We start from the raw sequence: 15,481 nt of genomic DNA on the forward strand, positions 1-15,481 counted from the left end.
TTGTATCCCGCCTCTTGAACTCACTGGGCGTGGCCGCCCTTTAATTCTGCGCTAGCGGGCGCCGAACTCGTCCTTGGCCAGTCGGACAGCCAGTCTGTCGAACGCCTCGTCGGCGTCGCTCCAGGTGCCATTGTACTGAGCCCAGCGAATATCGGTTTCGTACCAGCTATAGGCCACCGGCGTGCGAGCGCCCGAGGCGGCCCGGTATTCGCCGCTGACCCGGGCCCCGCCGACCCCGAAGCTTTGATAGGAGAGCCCAGGCTTGGCGCTCATTTCCCGCATCGTGGGGCGATTGGGTCTGGCGTCCTCGATAACGAGATCCAGCTCGCCGCCCTGCGGATCCAGGGCGCCTGAACTCTCAAGTCTCTTTTCGACCGAGCGCTTGAGCTCGCGGGTCAGGTAGTCGAATTCGCGCGCATCCAGGGTCTGGGTCTTCTTGGCCAGGTCGGCGCCGATCGAGACGCGAACCGTCGCGACCTGGGGCGCGGCGAGGGCCGGGCCAGCGATCGTCGCGCCCAAGGCCAGGATCACAAGTGAGATTTTCATCGTCGGAACTCCGGATCTGATCCCCCAGTCCCAAACTGTGCGGCCAACCGAACTAAAACGCCAGAGCCCGTCGAGCCCGTCCTAAACGTTTGTTCGGGTCTCCAAGCAGGGATGACGTTGCGGGCGAGGATCAGTGAACCTTGCAGGCCGCGGGCGCGGTGACGGCCTTCGCCAGCACCGACCTGACGACCCTGGGAGTATCGGTGCCGATCACAGCGACGCCGGCCCTGGCCAGATCGCCATACTCGCTGGGATCGCCGTCGGCCGCGTAGCGGTCGTCCGCGCGCCGGCCGGGCGCGCCCAGGGTGCCAAACATCGGCTCCACGCCAGCCTTCCGAAGATCGGCCCACAGCGTCGGGTTTTCGGCGCGGGTTCCCGTCCAGGCCAGGATGCGATGGGCCTGCAGCCCCCCGCGGGTCAAGCTGGCCAGATGATCCAGACCGGACACGGGCACGGAGATCATCATCTCGGGGGCCAGGGTCGCCAGGCGCAAGGCGTCGGCGTCATTGTAGACGATCAGCACCGCCCGTCCTTGGGCGTGCGCGGCGCGGGTCTCGGCGATCACCTGCCGGGTGAGCACATCGCCGTCCGCGCCCGAGCTTTTGAAGTCCAGCGTCACGATCGCGCCGACCGCGCCCGCTGCATCCAGCGCCTCACGCAAGGTGGGAGGCGGCGCATCGGTAACCTTGCCGGCCCCGTCGATGAGGCGCGCCGCGCGCACCTGCGCCAGGGTGTTGTCAGCGACGCGGCCGCGGCCTGTGGTGGTGCGATCCAGAGTGTCGTCGTGCATCAGCACCAGAGCGCCGTCCCTGGTCCTTGTCACGTCGATCTCGAGGAGGGCAGGGCGGATGGCCGTTCCGGTGGCGCGAATCCCGGCCAGGGAATTTTCCGGCGTGGTTTCGTCCAGAACCGCCCGGTGAGCCGAAACCAGGACGCCCCGGTCCCGGGCGCAGTCGAAAAAGGCCGCCAGCGGAACCGCATCAGGCGCGCCGGGCGGCGTCGCGCAGCCGGCCAGGATCGACATCGAAACCGTCAGTCCAAGAGCGAGGAAACGCATGCAATTCACTCCGGAATCGAGAGTCGGTCAGACAAGATCTCTCTAGCAGACTGCCCGCCGCCGTGGGCAATGAACGCTTGATCTGAAGACTATGGACGCGTCTCTCGCCGCTTCTGACGGAGGGGAACCTCTGCATTGACGGTGTGCGGCGCAGCATATAGGGCTGATTTTGCGTCAGGTTCCTCGCAAGAGGATGAATAGGGAACGGGGTTCAAAACCCCGGCTGCCCCCGCAACTGTAAGCGGCGAGCTTACGCGTCACATGCCACTGGGACCTCGGTCCTGGGAAGGCGACGCGCCAAGCCTAGACCCGTGAGCCAGGAGACCTGCCCGACGCAGTCGTTCATCGTCCGGCCGGGGTGCGCCGAACGAACGGGATTTCCCGCGAAACGACATGTCAGTCAGGCCGCGTCGCGGCCTCTCGCCGTGGGCGCTTCCTTGCGTTTGGGGCTTGAGGACGTGCGCGGGTCATTCAAAGGGAAAGACCATGATCCGAGCGCTTCTGTGCTCCAGCGCAATCTCCACCATCCTGATCTCCGGGGCCGCCATGGCCGAAGAGCAGAAGGCTCCTGAAACCGACGTCGCCGGCACGATCGGGGCCACGGCCCTGGCCGAGCTGGTGGTCACCGCCACCCGCTCTGTGCAACCGATCGAGAAGGTCGGCGCTTCCATCACCGTTCTGACGCCGGAGGCCATCAAGGTCAGCCAGGCCACGACGGCTGTCGAGCTTCTGGCCCAGACGCCCAGCGTCACCTTCGCCCGTAATGGCGGGCCGGGATCGGCGACCAGCCTCTATATCCGGGGCGCGGAGACCCAGCACACCGTCGTGCTGATCGACGGCGTCAAGCTGAACGATCCGTCCTCGACCCAGGGCGGCTACAATTCCGGCAACCTGCTGGTCGGCGATGTCTCGCGGATCGAGGTGCTGCGCGGCGCCCAGTCGACCTTGTGGGGCAGCCAGGCCATCGGCGGCGTGGTCAACATGGTCACCGCCGAACCGACCAAAGCGTTCGAAAGCAATGCCAGCGTCGAGGGCGGCGCGCGCGACACCGCCTATATCCGCGCCGGCGCCAGCGGGGTCGCCGAACGCCTGACCTGGCGTCTGGCGGGCAGCTACTACACCACCGACGGTTTCTCCGCCTATGCGCCGGGCAAGGAGAAGGACGGTTACCAGAACACCGGCCTTTCGGGGCGCGTGCGCTTCGCCTTCAGCGACGCCGTCTCGGCCGAGGTTCGCTCGGTCTATTCGCGCGGCAAGAACGACTTCGACGGCTTCAACACCGACTCCGCCGAGTTTGGCCGGACCGAGGAACTGGTCATCTATACCGGCCTGAACTTCGCCCTGCTGGACGGGCGTTGGACCAATCGTATTGCCTACGGCTACACCGACACCGCCCGCGAGAACCTCAATCCGGCCCGTCCCGCCGTTCCGCTGACGTTCGATTCCACCGGCAGGAACAAGCGCTGGGAGTATCAGGGAGCCTTCGCGGTCACCGAGACGCTCACGGCCTCGTTCGGCGCGGAAAGCGAGCGGTCGCGGATGGAAACCCGTTCGCCGAACCTGACAACGCCCAATCCAGCCTTCCGCACCGGCCGCGTCGGCGTCGACAGCATCTATGGCCAGCTTCAGGCCGAGGTCGTTCCGGGTCTGACCCTGACGGGCGGACTGCGTTACGAAGACCACGACACCTATGGCCGCCACACCCTGGGCCAGGTCTCGGCCGCCTGGGCGCTGAACGAGGGCAATACCGTACTGCGGGCCAGCTTTGGCCAAGGCTTCCGGGCCCCGGGCCTCTACGAGCTCTATAGCGAATACGGCAATCTGGACCTGAGCCCCGAAGAGTTCGACAGCTGGGACGCCGGGGTCGAGCAACGCCTTCTGGGCGGCAAGGCCAAGGTGTCGGCCACGGTGTTCGCTCGCGAGGCTGGCAACGAGATTCGCTTCTTCTCGTGCTCGTTCGGCGCGACTGACGCCCCCTGCAACCCGGGCGGCGCCTTCCGGTGGGGCTACTACAAGAACATCCAGAAGACGCAGGCCAAGGGGCTGGAGCTGATCGGTCAGTTCGACGCGACCGACCGTCTGACCCTGGCCGGCAACTACACCTATACCGAGTCCGAGAACGCCTCGGGCGCCAATGCGGGCCGGCAGTTGACCCGCCGGCCGAAGAACCTGGCCAACCTGTCGGCAAGCTATCGCTGGCCGGTCGGCCTGAACACTACGATCGCCGCGCGCCATGTCGGCAAGACGTTCAACAACGAAGCCAACACCGTCGCGGTCGCCCGCTACACGCTGGTTGATCTGCGAGCGTCCTATCCGATCAACGACAGGCTTGAAGTGTATGGCCGGGTCGAAAACGCGTTCGACAAGGATTATCAGACCATCCTGACCTATGGGACGCCTGGACGCGGGGCCTTCATCGGCGTTCGCGCCAGGTTCTAGAGCCAACCGTTGCGCGGCGACTGTCTCAAGGGGACGGTCGCCGTGTTCCGCGTCGGGCGCTTCGTGGGAGGACTGACCTGGCCGCTTTGATGATTCAGGGGTGTGGATCCGATGTCGGCAAGTCCGTGCTTGTCGCGGGTCTTTGCCGACTGTTCACCAACCGTGGTATGAGCGTTCGGCCGTTCAAGCCGCAGAACATGTCCAACAACGCGGCCGTCACGGCGGACGGCGGGGAGATCGGCCGCGCCCAGGCGCTGCAGGCCATGGCCTGTCGCACGCCGCCGACGGTCGACATGAATCCGGTCCTGCTCAAGCCCCAGAGCGATGTCGGCGCCCAGCTGGTGGTGCTGGGCAAGATGGCGGGAACCTGGCAGGCGCGGGGCTATCAGGCGCAAAAGGGCGCGCTTCTCGACACCGTGCTGGAGAGCTTCCGTCGCCTCGAGGCGCAATGCGACCTGGTCATCGTCGAGGGGGCTGGCAGCCCGGCCGAGACCAATCTCCGCGCCGGCGACATCGCCAATATGGGCTTTGCACGCGCCGCCGACGTGCCGGTGGTTCTGGTCGGTGACATCGATCGAGGCCATGTCATCGCTGCTCTGGTCGGCGCGCACGCAGTTCTCGACGCGTCGGACCGCGCCATGATCAAGGGCTTCCTGATCAACAAGTTCAGAGGTGATCCCTCCCTGTTCGATGATGGGCGGGCAGAAATCGTCAAGCGCACGGGCTGGGCCGATCTGGGCATGGCGCCCTGGCTGTCCTCCGCGCGGTCGCTGCCCGCCGAAGACGCCGTGATCCTTGACCGGTCAACGCCGGGTGAGCGGCGGCGTTTGAAGATCGTCGCGCCCCTGCTGTCGCGGATCGCCAATTTCGACGATTTCGACGCCTTGCGCGTCGAACCGGACGTTGATTTTGCCTTTGCACCGCCTGGCCAGGCCCTGCCGGGCGACGCGGATCTGGTGATCCTACCCGGCACCAAGGCGACGCTCGCGGACCTGGCCTTCCTGCGCGCGCAAGGCTGGGACATCGATCTTGCCGCCCATGTCCGGCGCGGGGGGAGGGTGCTGGGTGTCTGTGGCGGCTACCAGATGCTGGGCCAGACCCTGAGCGATCCCGACGGCGTCGAGGGGCCGCCGGAGCGTGTCGAGGGTCTGGGCCTGCTCGAGGTCGACACCATCCTGACCGGCGACAAGGTTCTGGCGCCGGTCTCGGGCCGACTGGTGGGGGCGGAAGGGCGGTTCGAAGGCTACGAGATGCACGTCGGGCGGACGACGGGCGTCGAGCGCCCGATGCTGCTGATGAATGGCGGCGCGACGGATGGCGCGGTGTCGGCCGACGGACGGATCATGGGCTGCTATGTCCATGGCCTTTTCAATCAGGGCGCGGCGCGCAGGGCCTTTCTGGAAACGCTGGGCGTCGCCTCGGATGGTCTGGACCAAAGTCTCCGTGTCCACGCCGCCCTGGACGAGATCGCCGCCGCCCTGGAAGACGCCTTCGACATCGAAGCCCTGTCGGCCATCGCCGGCCTAACGCCGCGTTCTGACTGACTCAGCCTGAAGCGCTTGGGCAAGGTTCGCGGAAACTCACGCCGCCGGACGTTGAAGGCCAAGCTCGGTAATCGCGAAGCTCTGCTCGACCATATTGGCCCTGCCGAAAATGGTCATGAACGCGATGTCGGCGGCGTCGCGCCCGGTCGCCACGCGCACCAGACCGTCGATTGGCGCTTTACCCGTGGGATCGATCAGACGCCATCGGCCGCCCAGATAAACCTCCGCCACTGCATGCAGGTCGGCGGGCTCCAGTTTCCAGGCATAGGCGCTGACGGCGCGTGCGGGGATGTCGGCCGCCCGGCACAGGGTGATGGCCAGGTGCGCGAAGTCCCGACAAACCCCGGCGCGATCGACGAACGTGTCGCGCGCCGTCGTGGCCGAGTCGCTGACGCCGGACCTGTAGTCGACGTGATCGGCGATCCAGGCCAGGATCGCCTCGACCTTGGCCCCGCCCGTCAGGGCGGAGAACTCCCGATCAACAAAGCTCTCGAACCGGTCCGAGGGACAATAGCGACTGGCGCGAAGATAGGGCAGGGCCTCGCCCGGCAGATCGCGGATAGCCATGGCGGCCACGCCGTTCAGATGCGAGATCCGGGGCTCCACCTCGACCTGGGCCATATAGTCGATCTGGACCCGCCCGCTGGCCGCGAACACGACCTGCCGTTCGCCCGACACCGCATCGTCGAGCCTGGCGACGTGAGCTTCGGGTGAAAAACGAAGGGTCTCCAGCAGGATCGTCTGGTCAGAACCCCGGGCCGCCTCGACCAACAGCAGAACTTCGCAGGGCGTCGCGAAATCATAGGTCAGCGCCGCTTGTATCTCGAACCGCATAGGCATCTCCCGGGCCGAGCAACGCGCCATCAGCGAGGGGGTTGCCGGGCGCGTGACTAGCACGTTCGATCGGGCGATGTTTGTCCCGTCGTGGGCGCTGGTCCGCGCCTTGGGCTGAGGAGCTTGTTCAGCCGGCGGCGCATCGTGAAAACTGTCATCAACGCGTGATAGCGCCGCCTGATGATGGCTAGAAGCGCGCCCGTCTCTCTTGGGATCGCCCGCGTCGATGGTGGGCGCGGATGACCGATCTCGCCAGCCTGCGCGCTCAGCGTCACGACCTCTATCACTTCATCGTACGCCGCACGCGCGACCCTGCCGCGGCCGACGATCTGGTGCAGGAAACCCTTCTGCGCCTGATGACCTACGAGCGGGCGCGAGACGTCGTGGACCGAGCAGCGCTCGGCTACCGGATTGCCCTCAACCTCGTCCGAGATCACTTCCGCCATCGCAGCCGCCGGGCGGTCGAGGCGCTGGACGACGACATTCCCTGCGAGGCCCCCGCTGCGGAGCAGATCCTGATGCATCGTCAGAAGGTCGAGGTGTTCGGAAAGGTGTTGGACGCCATGCCGCCCCTGCGGCGCGATGTCTTCATCCGGCGGCGGCTGCATGGCCACTCCACCCGCCAGATCGCCGCCGAGCTGAACATGAACGAGGCGGCGGTCGAGAAGCATGTCGTGCGGGCGCTGGAGCAGATTCATCGCGAAATGGCCAAGGCCGAGCGCCGCGCGGGAGGCCGCCCATGAGCCGGTCTCGACAACAGGCGGCGCTCTGGGTGGCGCGGCGCCTGGATCGCCAGGCGCAGGACGACCAGGATTTCGACGCCTGGCGCGCCGCCGGCTCAGCCAATAGCACCGCCTTCAACCAGCTTTGGACCACGGCGCACGACGCGGCGCTGATCGAGGCCATGGCCCTCAATGTCCAGCGCCGTTCGATCCGGCGACCGGTCTGGGCGCCGATCGCGGCGCTGGCGGGTGGCTTGGCGGCCTCCGCCTTCGCTCTGATTCTGGCCTGGCCCCAGCTGCAGCTTATGTCCGTCGAGCCAGTGACCTTTCATTCGGCGCCGGGCCGGATACGCACCGTGGCCCTGGCCGACGGCTCTAGAGTGACCCTCGACGGCGCCACCACCCTGGAAGCGCGGATCGGCGAGCATCGTCGCGAGGTCCGCCTAGTGACGGGAGAGGCTTATTTCGACGTCGTCCATGACGCCGCACGGCCCTTTACGGTCAGGGCTCCGGAGGGCTCGGCGCGGGTGCTGGGTACGGCGTTTGACCTGGAGCGCGGCGACGGCAAGCTGGAGCTGTCGGTGCATCGCGGCAAGGTGCGCCTGGCGCCGGCGGGCCTGATCCGCCGCACTACCGACCTCACGCCCGGCCAACAGGCCTTCGCCAAGGAAGGCCGCCTTTCCCGTCCGCGGGCCTTCGACCCATCGGCCGAAGACTGGCGGTCGGGCTGGCTGGAAACCGACGGCGTGACGCTGGCGCGACTGGTCGAACGCCTCAACCGCGCCTCGACGACGCCGATCGTCATCGACGATCCCGTTCTTGGCCGTCGCCGCGTGGCGGGTCGGTTCCGCCTTGATCAGCCTGAGGCCTTGGTCAGAAATCTCGCCCTGATGCATGGTTTCCAGGTGCGCGAAGAGGCCGGAAGCCTGGCGTTGTCCCGCTGACAATCCGGGCGTCGCGCAAACTTCACAAAATTCCCTGTCCGGGATCGGGGACGGCCGACGTCTTCAACGCCGAAGCCGGCGAATGCGCCGCGCTAATTCGGGGATGACGCGATGACTTCCAAAACCTTTGCCTGGCTTGGCGCGGCGTCCGCCGTCGCCCTGCTGACCTCTGTTCCAGCCTTGGCGGCCCCGGCGTCCAAGCCCGTCCTGGCCATTCCGGCCGGCGATCTGGCCTCCGCCCTCCCAGCCTTCTCGCGCGCCACCGGACTACAGGTGCTGGCCGATCCGGCTCTGCTGGCAGGCAAGCGCACCGGCGGCGTCAGCGGCGAACTGAACGTCGACAGCGGCCTTACCCAGCTGCTGCGGGGTACTGGATTGACCTTTGTGCGCAATGGCGGCGCGGCCATTCTCCGACCTGGCGTCCAGAAAATCTCGACCGCTTCGGCAAACCGCGCCGAGGCCAACGCGTCCGACGCCGAGGCGCCGCAGGAAGCGGCCAGCACCGTCGAGGAGATCGTCGTCACGGGCGGGTTCGCCAATTCGCTGGCCCGGGCGCTTTCGGAAAAGCGCAAGGCGATCAACGTGGTAGACGGCATATCGGCCGAGGATATCGGCAAGTTCCCGTCCAACAACATCGCCGAGGCCCTGCAGCGGGTGCCGGGCGTGGCCATCACCCGAGACCGGGGGGAGGGGCTGTTTGTGCGCGTCCGGGGCCTGGGCCCCAACTTCCAGATCGTCACCCTGAACGGCCGCAGCGCCGCCGTGAACGAGAACATGCGCGATAGCGGCCAGAGCGGTCGTCAATTCCGCTTCGACACCCTGCCGTCCGAGCTGGTCGCGGGCGTCGAGGTGGGCAAGACGCCGCTGGCCTCGCTGGATGAAGGCGCGATCGGCGGGGTGGTCGACATCAAGACCTTCCGCCCGCTGGACTTGGGTCGCAGCACCGTGGCCCTGTCCGCGACGGCCAGCCGGCCTGAACTGGCTGGCGAAACAGATCCGCGCGTCTCGGGCCTGGTCAGCTGGACGAATGAGGCCCAGACCTTCGGCGTGCTCGCCGCAGCGGTCTTCGACCAGCGCACCCTGCGCCAGGATCGCATCACCGGCGTGGGCTGGAGCTATTCGGATCCGGCCACGACCCTGGGCAAGAGCCTGATCGCCCAGGGGATCAATCTCTATCCCACCGCCATCCGTCCGACCCTCGAGCGGGAGGATCGCGAGCGCAAGGGCGTGGTGCTGTCGGCCCAGTATCGGCCGAGCGAGGAGACGGAGGTCACCTTCGACGCCAGCTACACCAAGCTGGACGATCACTATGACGAGCTGACCTATTCGGTCGATCAGGGCGTCGCGACGCTGGTCCCGGGCTCGGCGGTGATCAAGGACAACGTCCTGGTCGGCGGCACGGTGACCTCGACCACCCAGATCGGTCGCGAGGTCAGCGACCTGGCCCATGACAACCTGATGGTCGCCGGCAAGATCCGTCAGAAGCTGGAAGATTGGACCCTGACCGCCGATGTCGCCTACGCGCGGGCCTATTCGGAAACGTCCAACCCGATCACCCGCACACGCCTGCTGGGCGCGATCGGCCGGACGTCCTTCGCCATGACCAGGGCCGACGACGACGCCGTGCCCAGCGTGGGGCTGGAGACGGCCAATCTGAGCAATCCGTCGCTGCTGCCGTTCCGTCGCATCGAATGGCGCGTCAACGACTCCACCGACGATGAGACCGCCATCCAGTTCGACGCCGAGCGGCCGGTTTCTTGGGGGGCCCTGACCCGCGTCCAGTTCGGCGTGAAATACCGCGAGCGCTCGCGCGACTACAATCGGGCCGACATCAACTACACCACCAACCTGGCCGGCAAGTTCTTCGGCGCCGACTATTTCGAGGCGTTTCCGGTCAGCGACTTCCTGGGCGATGTCGACGGGACCTTGCCCACCACCTGGGCCATGCCTGATCCGGCGGCATTCTGGACCCTGGCCGACAAAACCCAGAAGGGTACGGCGCGCGCCGACCAGCGCAATTCCTACCAGGTGTCGGAAGACATCGGCGCCGCCTACGCGCTGACCGACATTGACTCCAGGCTGTTCGGCGCTGGGCTGCGGGGGCAGGTCGGCGTTCGTCTGGCCCAGACCAAGCAGGTCTCGGCGGGTCATGCCGACAACGGCAAGGCGGCCATCCCTGTGCGCTATGAGAAGACCTATAGCGACGTTCTGCCCTCGGCCAATTTCGTACTGGAGCTGTCTGAGACCCTGCAGGCCCACGTCGCGGCGGCCAAGGTGATCACCCGGCCTTCACTGGCCGATCTGGCGCCGCGCCTTACCCTGAACTCGTCGGGCACCGTGCTGACCGCCGTCGGCGGCAATCCCGAGCTTCGCCCGTTCGAGGCCTGGCAGTACGACGCCACGCTGGAATGGTACTTTGCCCCCGGCAGCGCCCTGATCGCCGGCGCCTTCTACAAGGACATCACCACCTTCGTTTACAACCAGAAGACCAACATCGTCGTCGACAACCAGACCTATCAGCTGACCTCTCCCACCAATGGCGGCAAGGCGACGATCAAGGGTGTGGAGTTGGCCTATCAGCACCTGTTCAAGGGCTTGCCGGCGCCGTTCGACGGACTGGGTTTCCTGGCCAACTATACCTATACCGATACCGAAGCGACCTATTCGCCGACCCTTGAGGACGAGATGGTCAACGTCGCCAAGAACAGCTTCAACCTCACGGGCTTCTACGAAAAGGACCGCTTCGCGGCCCGCGCCAGCTATAGCTGGGTCGACGACGTCCTTCAGGACGTCGGCGGGGCAGGGCTGTCGGCGCTGAATGACAGCGCCTTTGGCTCGCTCGACGCCAGCGCCAGCTACAAGATCACGCCGCAGATCACAGCGGCGGTCGAGGCCCAGAACCTGACTGACGCGGCCCAGTGGCAGTTCGTCAAGGGCGGCTGGTTCGGCGGCTACACCAAGTACGGCCGCACCGTGAGCCTGGGCCTGCGCGCCAAGTTCTGAGTCCTTTCAGGATCCCCTAGACTGACCCGCGCGCGCCGTCGCGCGGGTCGCTTTTCTTCCAGTCGCCGATACGTCCGATCGCCGCCAGATGGGGACTGGAGACGGAAGTGTCGCACTTTGCCTTTAAGGCCTTTGACTATGCGCAAGACCTCTCCGAACGCCGCCGCCGTCATTGCTCTTGGCCTGCTTTTGGCCGCGCCTGCTCAGGTGTCAGCCCACCCCGGCCATGCCGTCCAGCCGATCGCGCCCAAGCAAGGATCGGCCCGTTCGGCCAGGCCGTCGGAAAGGGCATGGCTGGCGGGTGACCACCACGTGCACAGCTGGTTCAGCGTATCGGTGAGGCCCTCGGCCGAGCCGGGTCAGCCGCCGGTGCTGGTCAAGGCCGGCGACGCCAGCAATCCGATCACCATCAATGCCCGTGAGGCGGTCAGGCACGGGCTGTCCTGGATGGTCGCCACGGACCACGGCGGTCCCAACCACTCCAAGCTGAACCGCGACGAGGCCTATCCCGAACTCGTGCGCTCACGGCGCGAGACACCCGGCGTGCTGCAGTTCTGGGGCATGGAACTGGACACCCCCGCGGCTGAGCACTCTAGCGTGATCCTGCCGCGCTCCGCCGCCGAGCGGGACGCGCTCTTCGGGATCGAGCGCCAATATAATCGCCGCGAGCCGTGGCCAGCCGATCCCGCTCGCGACGAGGAGGCCTTCATGCTGGAGGCGCTGCGTCACATGAAGGCGCTGCCGCAGCCGCCGGTGGTCATCGCCAACCATCCCTCGCGCAGCGCCACCGAGGTAGGGCGCTATGGGCTGGTCTCGCCGGGGGAGCTGCGCAACTGGAACGACACCGCGCCCGATGTCGCCGTGGGCATGGAAGGCGCGCCGGGGCATCAAGCTTCAACCTTGAAGCGTGACGGGACCCTGGATCCCAAGGGCGACCGGGGCGGCTATTCGCGATCCCCGACGATGGGCGGCTTCGACCAGATGACCGCGCGGCTGGGTGGGTTCTGGGATTCCATGCTGGGGGAGGGGCGTCGCTGGTGGATCACCTCAACCTCGGACTCGCACCGGCACTACACCGACGGCGGCAGCGACTTCTGGCCCGGCGAATACTCGAAGACCTATGTGAAGGCCGCCCGCACCTATGATGATGTGCTGGACGGGCTGCGCAACGGCCGGGTGTTCGTGACCCTGGGCGATCTGGTCTCCGAGGTCGACGTCACCGCCATGACCGCCGATGGCGCGCGCAAGGCCGAGATCGGTGGAGAGCTGCAGGTGCCGTCGGGCAGCGACGTCGTTGTCGTCATCCGCGTGCGCGATCCGTCGGGAAAGAACTTTGGCGGGTTCTCGCCAGAGGTGGCGCGTATTGACCTGATCCAGGGCGACATCTTGGGGCGGGCGGCCGACCCCACCCTTGACGCCAACCCCACCACCCACGTTGTCCGCAGCTTTACCCCTACATCCTGGGCGCGCGAGGGCGAGGTGTTGTCGATGGTCTATCTGCTCAAGGACGTACGCCGCTCAAACTATGTCCGGGTTCGTGGCACGAATGGTTCGGAGGTCGAACCGCAGCCCGATCCTCTGGGCGAAGATCCCTGGTCGGACCTATGGTTCTACGCCAACCCGATCTTCATCTCGGTGAAGTGAGGCCAGCCGGTCGCTCGGTGTCGCTGACTCCTATCCCTGAAACTCAACATCACCGCTTAGGCTCGAAATCCTGACTCCAAGCCGCGCGACTGGCTCCTATCGCGCGGTTCCTGACTCCAAACTCGACGACGGACGACGGTAGCGTTTACGGGCCACGCCGGCGGGCCGCTCGACGGATCGATAGAGCGTGGACCGAGCGACGCCGAGCGTACGGGCGACTTCCGCGCCGCTGATCTCTGGATCCGCGACCAGGCGTTTCGCACCCCGTGTCAATGCCATCCGTCAGGCTGGCGAAGTGGGTCCGTCTAGCCTCAAGCTGAGAGGTGAAGTCGACGAGCTGCCTCACCGAGCGCCCGAGACGATCAAGCTTCCAAACCACCAGGGTGTCGCCAGCGCGCAGATGTGAAAGAGCGTCGGCCAAGCCCACGCGATCACCACGACCGCCGCTGGCGTGGTCCGTAAAAATCCTCTCGCAGCCAGCCTTAGTCAACGCGTCGATCTGGAGATCGAGGCGCTGGTCTGCCTTGGGTGGGTCCGCTTTCGGAGGGCGCTCGTAGCGCTTGCTGCCCAGGCCTGGGTCTGACTCTTCGCTTCCCTTGGGCCGTTTAGTGAAGGCCAAGGCGAAGTGGCCAGCAGTCCACCCGCCGGTGGATGACTAAAGATTTCGACAGCGGCGGCCGCAGGGATGGAGACTTCTATGGAGGGTCCCAACATCCTCTGGAAGTCCATGCGCTCGGTTCTCTCGCTCGCCTTCGTCCTGGCTCTCGTTGGCGCGGCGCAAGGCGCCTTGGCCTCGGATCATCTCGATACGCCTCGCGTCATCGCGGATCCGCGCGCCGATATCGGCGATCTCTACGCCTGGATCTCGCCAGATGGGCGAAGACTGAACGTGGCGCTGCCGATCGTGGGTCACGATTTCTCCGATCGGCTGACCTATGCCGTCCACATCGAAAGTGGGCCGCGCTACGGCGCGACGACCGCCGCCGTGGCGCTATCCTGCCGTTTTAAGAAGGGCGAGACGGAATGCCGCCTCGGACGCGATCTGGCGCGCGGTCATGGCGACACCCCTCATGGCCTCGTCAGTCGATCCGGACGTTTCCGCGTCTTCGCGGGCCTGCGCGATGATCCGTTCTTCAACAATGTCCGCGGCACGCGCGCGGCTTACGATATCGCGGCCAAGGCGCTGCAGGCCGGCGCAGCCACCGACGCGGCGGGGTGTCCCGCCTTTGCCCCAGCGACCGTGGAGGCCATACGCGATCAGTGGTCCCACACCGCCGGGGGGGCTCCGCAGAACCTGCTCGCCGGATGGACGCCGGCCAGCATCGTCGCGGAAATCGACCTGCGCGCTGTCACGCGCGGAGGACCGATCCTAGCGCTTTGGGCCACGACAGCCTCCAGCGAACGCCAGATCGATCGGGCGGGCAGGGTGCTGACGGGCAACGCATTGCTAGGCACGATCGCCGGCGGCGACGAGAGCAGCCAGCTGAAAGAGGCCTACAACGCCGCAACGCCCGCCGACGGCGAGCGCTTCGTCGCCGAGATCGAGAAGGGCCTAGCCCTCTATGACGGCTTTGACGGCCTCTGTGGCAACCAGCTTCTGGCCGGCCCGCGCACCGAGCCGCACCGCTATCGCGCCCTGGCGCGGATGCTGGCCGACGATCGCCTCTGGCTGAACAGCGCCGCCCACATTTGCACGACCCTGATGTCGGTCGAGACGGCGGCGCTCGCCGGATGGTCCACGGCCAGCGACTGTGGCGGCCGCGCGCCCAGCCACAATGCGGTGAACCTGTACCGCTCGCTCCTTGTCGCGGGAGACTATACGGCGATCAGTGACGGCTTGAGCCGGGATGAGAAAGCCTCGTCGGATGCGGATTTTCCGTTCCTTTCGCCGCCTTCGCCGCATGGCCAACCCTGATGCGCCTTCGTCATCTGGCTATCACCCTGTGCCTGCTGCCGAGCCTCGCGCAGGCGCACGACTTCTGGCTGCAGCCGCAAAACCACCTCTTGAGGGCAGGCGTCGCGACGCCGCTGACCTTGCAGGTCGGTCATGGCCCTGATCAGCGCCGCTCTCCGATCCGGAAGGACAGGATTCTCGGCTTCATCGCAGCCAGCCAGAATGGCCGGCTGGATCTCATGGAAAGCCTTCATCCGGGAGACCGGGGCGATGATGGCCAGCTGCGCCTGCAAACGGCGGGTCTCTATGTCCTTATGCTGTGGACGGACAGTCGAGCGGAAAGCCGGCTGCCCGCCGCTCGCTTCAATGACTATCTCGAGGCCGAAGGGGTGACGCCCGCGTTGGAAGCGCGCCGCCGTGAAGGGGTGAGCAACCGCGACAGCTCGGAACGCTATGGCCGGGTGGCCAAGACCCTCGTGCGCGTCGGCGAGGGCGGCGGGCGTCCGCCGCTTACGCCATTGGGAGCGCCGCTGGAGATCGTACCGGAAGCCGATCCCTGGTCAGATCCGACGCGCCTTCCGGTGCGGGTTTACTGGCAAGGTCGCCCGCTCGCGGGCGCCTTGGTCAAGCTCACCGACCTCGCGCAAGACGGCCATCCGATCGCGGCGATCCGCACCAACGCCGCCGGTCGTGCGCTGTTCGTCCTGCCCCGTCAGACCCGCTGGAGGCTCAACGTGGTGTGGACTCGGCCGCTTCCGCCGACCGCCGAGGTCGATTTCGAGACCACGTTCTCGAGCCTGAGCTTCAGCAACGAGTCGGATCGCTAAAGATCATGACAGCGACCGACCGACCCG

General features: G+C 66.5%; 12 protein-coding genes and 1 riboswitch. Of the genes, 8 read left to right on the top strand and 4 right to left on the bottom strand.

The window, feature by feature from the left end; translation table 11 throughout:
* Window positions 1-51 precede the first annotated feature (51 nt).
* Both ACW17V_RS09690 and ACW17V_RS09695 read right to left on the bottom strand, forming a co-directional pair.
* Window positions 52-546, bottom strand: a complete 495-nt coding sequence (locus ACW17V_RS09690) for a hypothetical protein (RefSeq protein ID WP_492108604.1) — start codon at window positions 544-546, stop codon at window positions 52-54.
* Between the two features lie 130 nt (window positions 547-676).
* Window positions 677-1,603: a glycerophosphodiester phosphodiesterase family protein gene (locus tag ACW17V_RS09695; protein WP_492108605.1), complete on the bottom strand. Its 927-nt coding sequence runs from the start codon at window positions 1,601-1,603 to the stop codon at window positions 677-679.
* Window positions 1,604-1,762: 159 nt separating this feature from the next.
* Window positions 1,763-1,950, top strand: a riboswitch (cobalamin riboswitch).
* A gap of 139 nt (window positions 1,951-2,089) precedes the next feature.
* Here ACW17V_RS09695 and ACW17V_RS09700 point away from each other — a divergent pair.
* Together ACW17V_RS09700 and ACW17V_RS09705 are read left to right on the top strand one after the other, a co-directional pair.
* Window positions 2,090-4,042, top strand: coding sequence for a TonB-dependent receptor plug domain-containing protein (locus ACW17V_RS09700; RefSeq protein WP_492108606.1), 1,953 nt, complete (start codon window positions 2,090-2,092; stop codon window positions 4,040-4,042).
* Window positions 4,043-4,119: 77 nt separating this feature from the next.
* Window positions 4,120-5,586, top strand: coding sequence for a cobyric acid synthase (locus ACW17V_RS09705; protein ID WP_492108776.1), 1,467 nt, complete (start codon window positions 4,120-4,122; stop codon window positions 5,584-5,586).
* A gap of 36 nt (window positions 5,587-5,622) precedes the next feature.
* On the opposite strand, the gene ACW17V_RS09710 is transcribed toward ACW17V_RS09705, so the two are convergent.
* A complete protein-coding gene (locus ACW17V_RS09710; RefSeq protein WP_492108607.1) occupies window positions 5,623-6,420 on the bottom strand; it encodes a transglutaminase-like domain-containing protein in 798 nt (265 codons plus the stop codon).
* Between the two features lie 239 nt (window positions 6,421-6,659).
* Here ACW17V_RS09710 and ACW17V_RS09715 point away from each other — a divergent pair, with 239 nt between their 5' ends.
* The 4 genes from ACW17V_RS09715 to ACW17V_RS09730 all read left to right on the top strand — a co-directional run bounded on the left by ACW17V_RS09715 (window position 6,660) and on the right by ACW17V_RS09730 (window position 12,733).
* The gene (locus tag ACW17V_RS09715; protein ID WP_492108608.1) at window positions 6,660-7,163 is read left to right on the top strand and encodes an RNA polymerase sigma factor; all 504 of its coding nucleotides are present in this window, start codon (window positions 6,660-6,662) and stop codon (window positions 7,161-7,163) included.
* Window positions 7,160-8,086: a FecR family protein gene (locus ACW17V_RS09720; RefSeq protein WP_492108609.1), complete on the top strand. Its 927-nt coding sequence runs from the start codon at window positions 7,160-7,162 to the stop codon at window positions 8,084-8,086. Before ACW17V_RS09715 ends, ACW17V_RS09720 begins: the two co-directional genes overlap by 4 nt.
* 111 nt (window positions 8,087-8,197) lie before the next feature.
* The gene (locus tag ACW17V_RS09725) at window positions 8,198-11,089 is read left to right on the top strand and encodes a TonB-dependent receptor (RefSeq protein WP_492108610.1); all 2,892 of its coding nucleotides are present in this window, start codon (window positions 8,198-8,200) and stop codon (window positions 11,087-11,089) included.
* Window positions 11,090-11,227: 138 nt separating this feature from the next.
* Window positions 11,228-12,733 (top strand): CehA/McbA family metallohydrolase domain-containing protein, encoded by a 1,506-nt coding sequence (locus tag ACW17V_RS09730; protein WP_492108611.1) that lies wholly within the window; start codon window positions 11,228-11,230, stop codon window positions 12,731-12,733.
* A 145-nt stretch (window positions 12,734-12,878) separates the two neighbouring features.
* Here the strand turns inward: ACW17V_RS09730 and ACW17V_RS09735 are convergent, their stop codons facing one another.
* The gene (locus tag ACW17V_RS09735) at window positions 12,879-13,352 is read right to left on the bottom strand and encodes a recombinase family protein (protein WP_492108612.1); all 474 of its coding nucleotides are present in this window, start codon (window positions 13,350-13,352) and stop codon (window positions 12,879-12,881) included.
* A gap of 78 nt (window positions 13,353-13,430) precedes the next feature.
* On the opposite strand from ACW17V_RS09735, the gene ACW17V_RS09740 reads away from it, so the two are divergent.
* Both ACW17V_RS09740 and ACW17V_RS09745 read left to right on the top strand, forming a co-directional pair.
* Window positions 13,431-14,648, top strand: a complete 1,218-nt coding sequence (locus ACW17V_RS09740; protein ID WP_492108613.1) for a hypothetical protein — start codon at window positions 13,431-13,433, stop codon at window positions 14,646-14,648.
* Window positions 14,648-15,454, top strand: coding sequence for a DUF4198 domain-containing protein (locus ACW17V_RS09745; protein WP_492108614.1), 807 nt, complete (start codon window positions 14,648-14,650; stop codon window positions 15,452-15,454). Before ACW17V_RS09740 ends, ACW17V_RS09745 begins: the two co-directional genes overlap by 1 nt.
* Window positions 15,455-15,481 lie beyond the last annotated feature (27 nt).

The organism is Caulobacter sp. FV2ye17ST, assembly GCF_058680955.1.

Coding starts and splice junctions, on each gene's coding strand:
- ACW17V_RS09690 (WP_492108604.1), bottom strand. CDS start 546: ATGAAAATCTCACTTGTGATCCTGGCCTTGGGCGCGACGATCGCTGGC.
- ACW17V_RS09695 (WP_492108605.1), bottom strand. CDS start 1,603: ATGCGTTTCCTCGCTCTTGGACTGACGGTTTCGATGTCGATCCTGGCC.
- ACW17V_RS09700 (WP_492108606.1), top strand. CDS start 2,090: ATGATCCGAGCGCTTCTGTGCTCCAGCGCAATCTCCACCATCCTGATC.
- ACW17V_RS09710 (WP_492108607.1), bottom strand. CDS start 6,420: ATGCGGTTCGAGATACAAGCGGCGCTGACCTATGATTTCGCGACGCCC.
- ACW17V_RS09715 (WP_492108608.1), top strand. CDS start 6,660: ATGACCGATCTCGCCAGCCTGCGCGCTCAGCGTCACGACCTCTATCAC.
- ACW17V_RS09720 (WP_492108609.1), top strand. CDS start 7,160: ATGAGCCGGTCTCGACAACAGGCGGCGCTCTGGGTGGCGCGGCGCCTG.
- ACW17V_RS09725 (WP_492108610.1), top strand. CDS start 8,198: ATGACTTCCAAAACCTTTGCCTGGCTTGGCGCGGCGTCCGCCGTCGCC.
- ACW17V_RS09730 (WP_492108611.1), top strand. CDS start 11,228: ATGCGCAAGACCTCTCCGAACGCCGCCGCCGTCATTGCTCTTGGCCTG.
- ACW17V_RS09740 (WP_492108613.1), top strand. CDS start 13,431: ATGGAGGGTCCCAACATCCTCTGGAAGTCCATGCGCTCGGTTCTCTCG.
- ACW17V_RS09745 (WP_492108614.1), top strand. CDS start 14,648: ATGCGCCTTCGTCATCTGGCTATCACCCTGTGCCTGCTGCCGAGCCTC.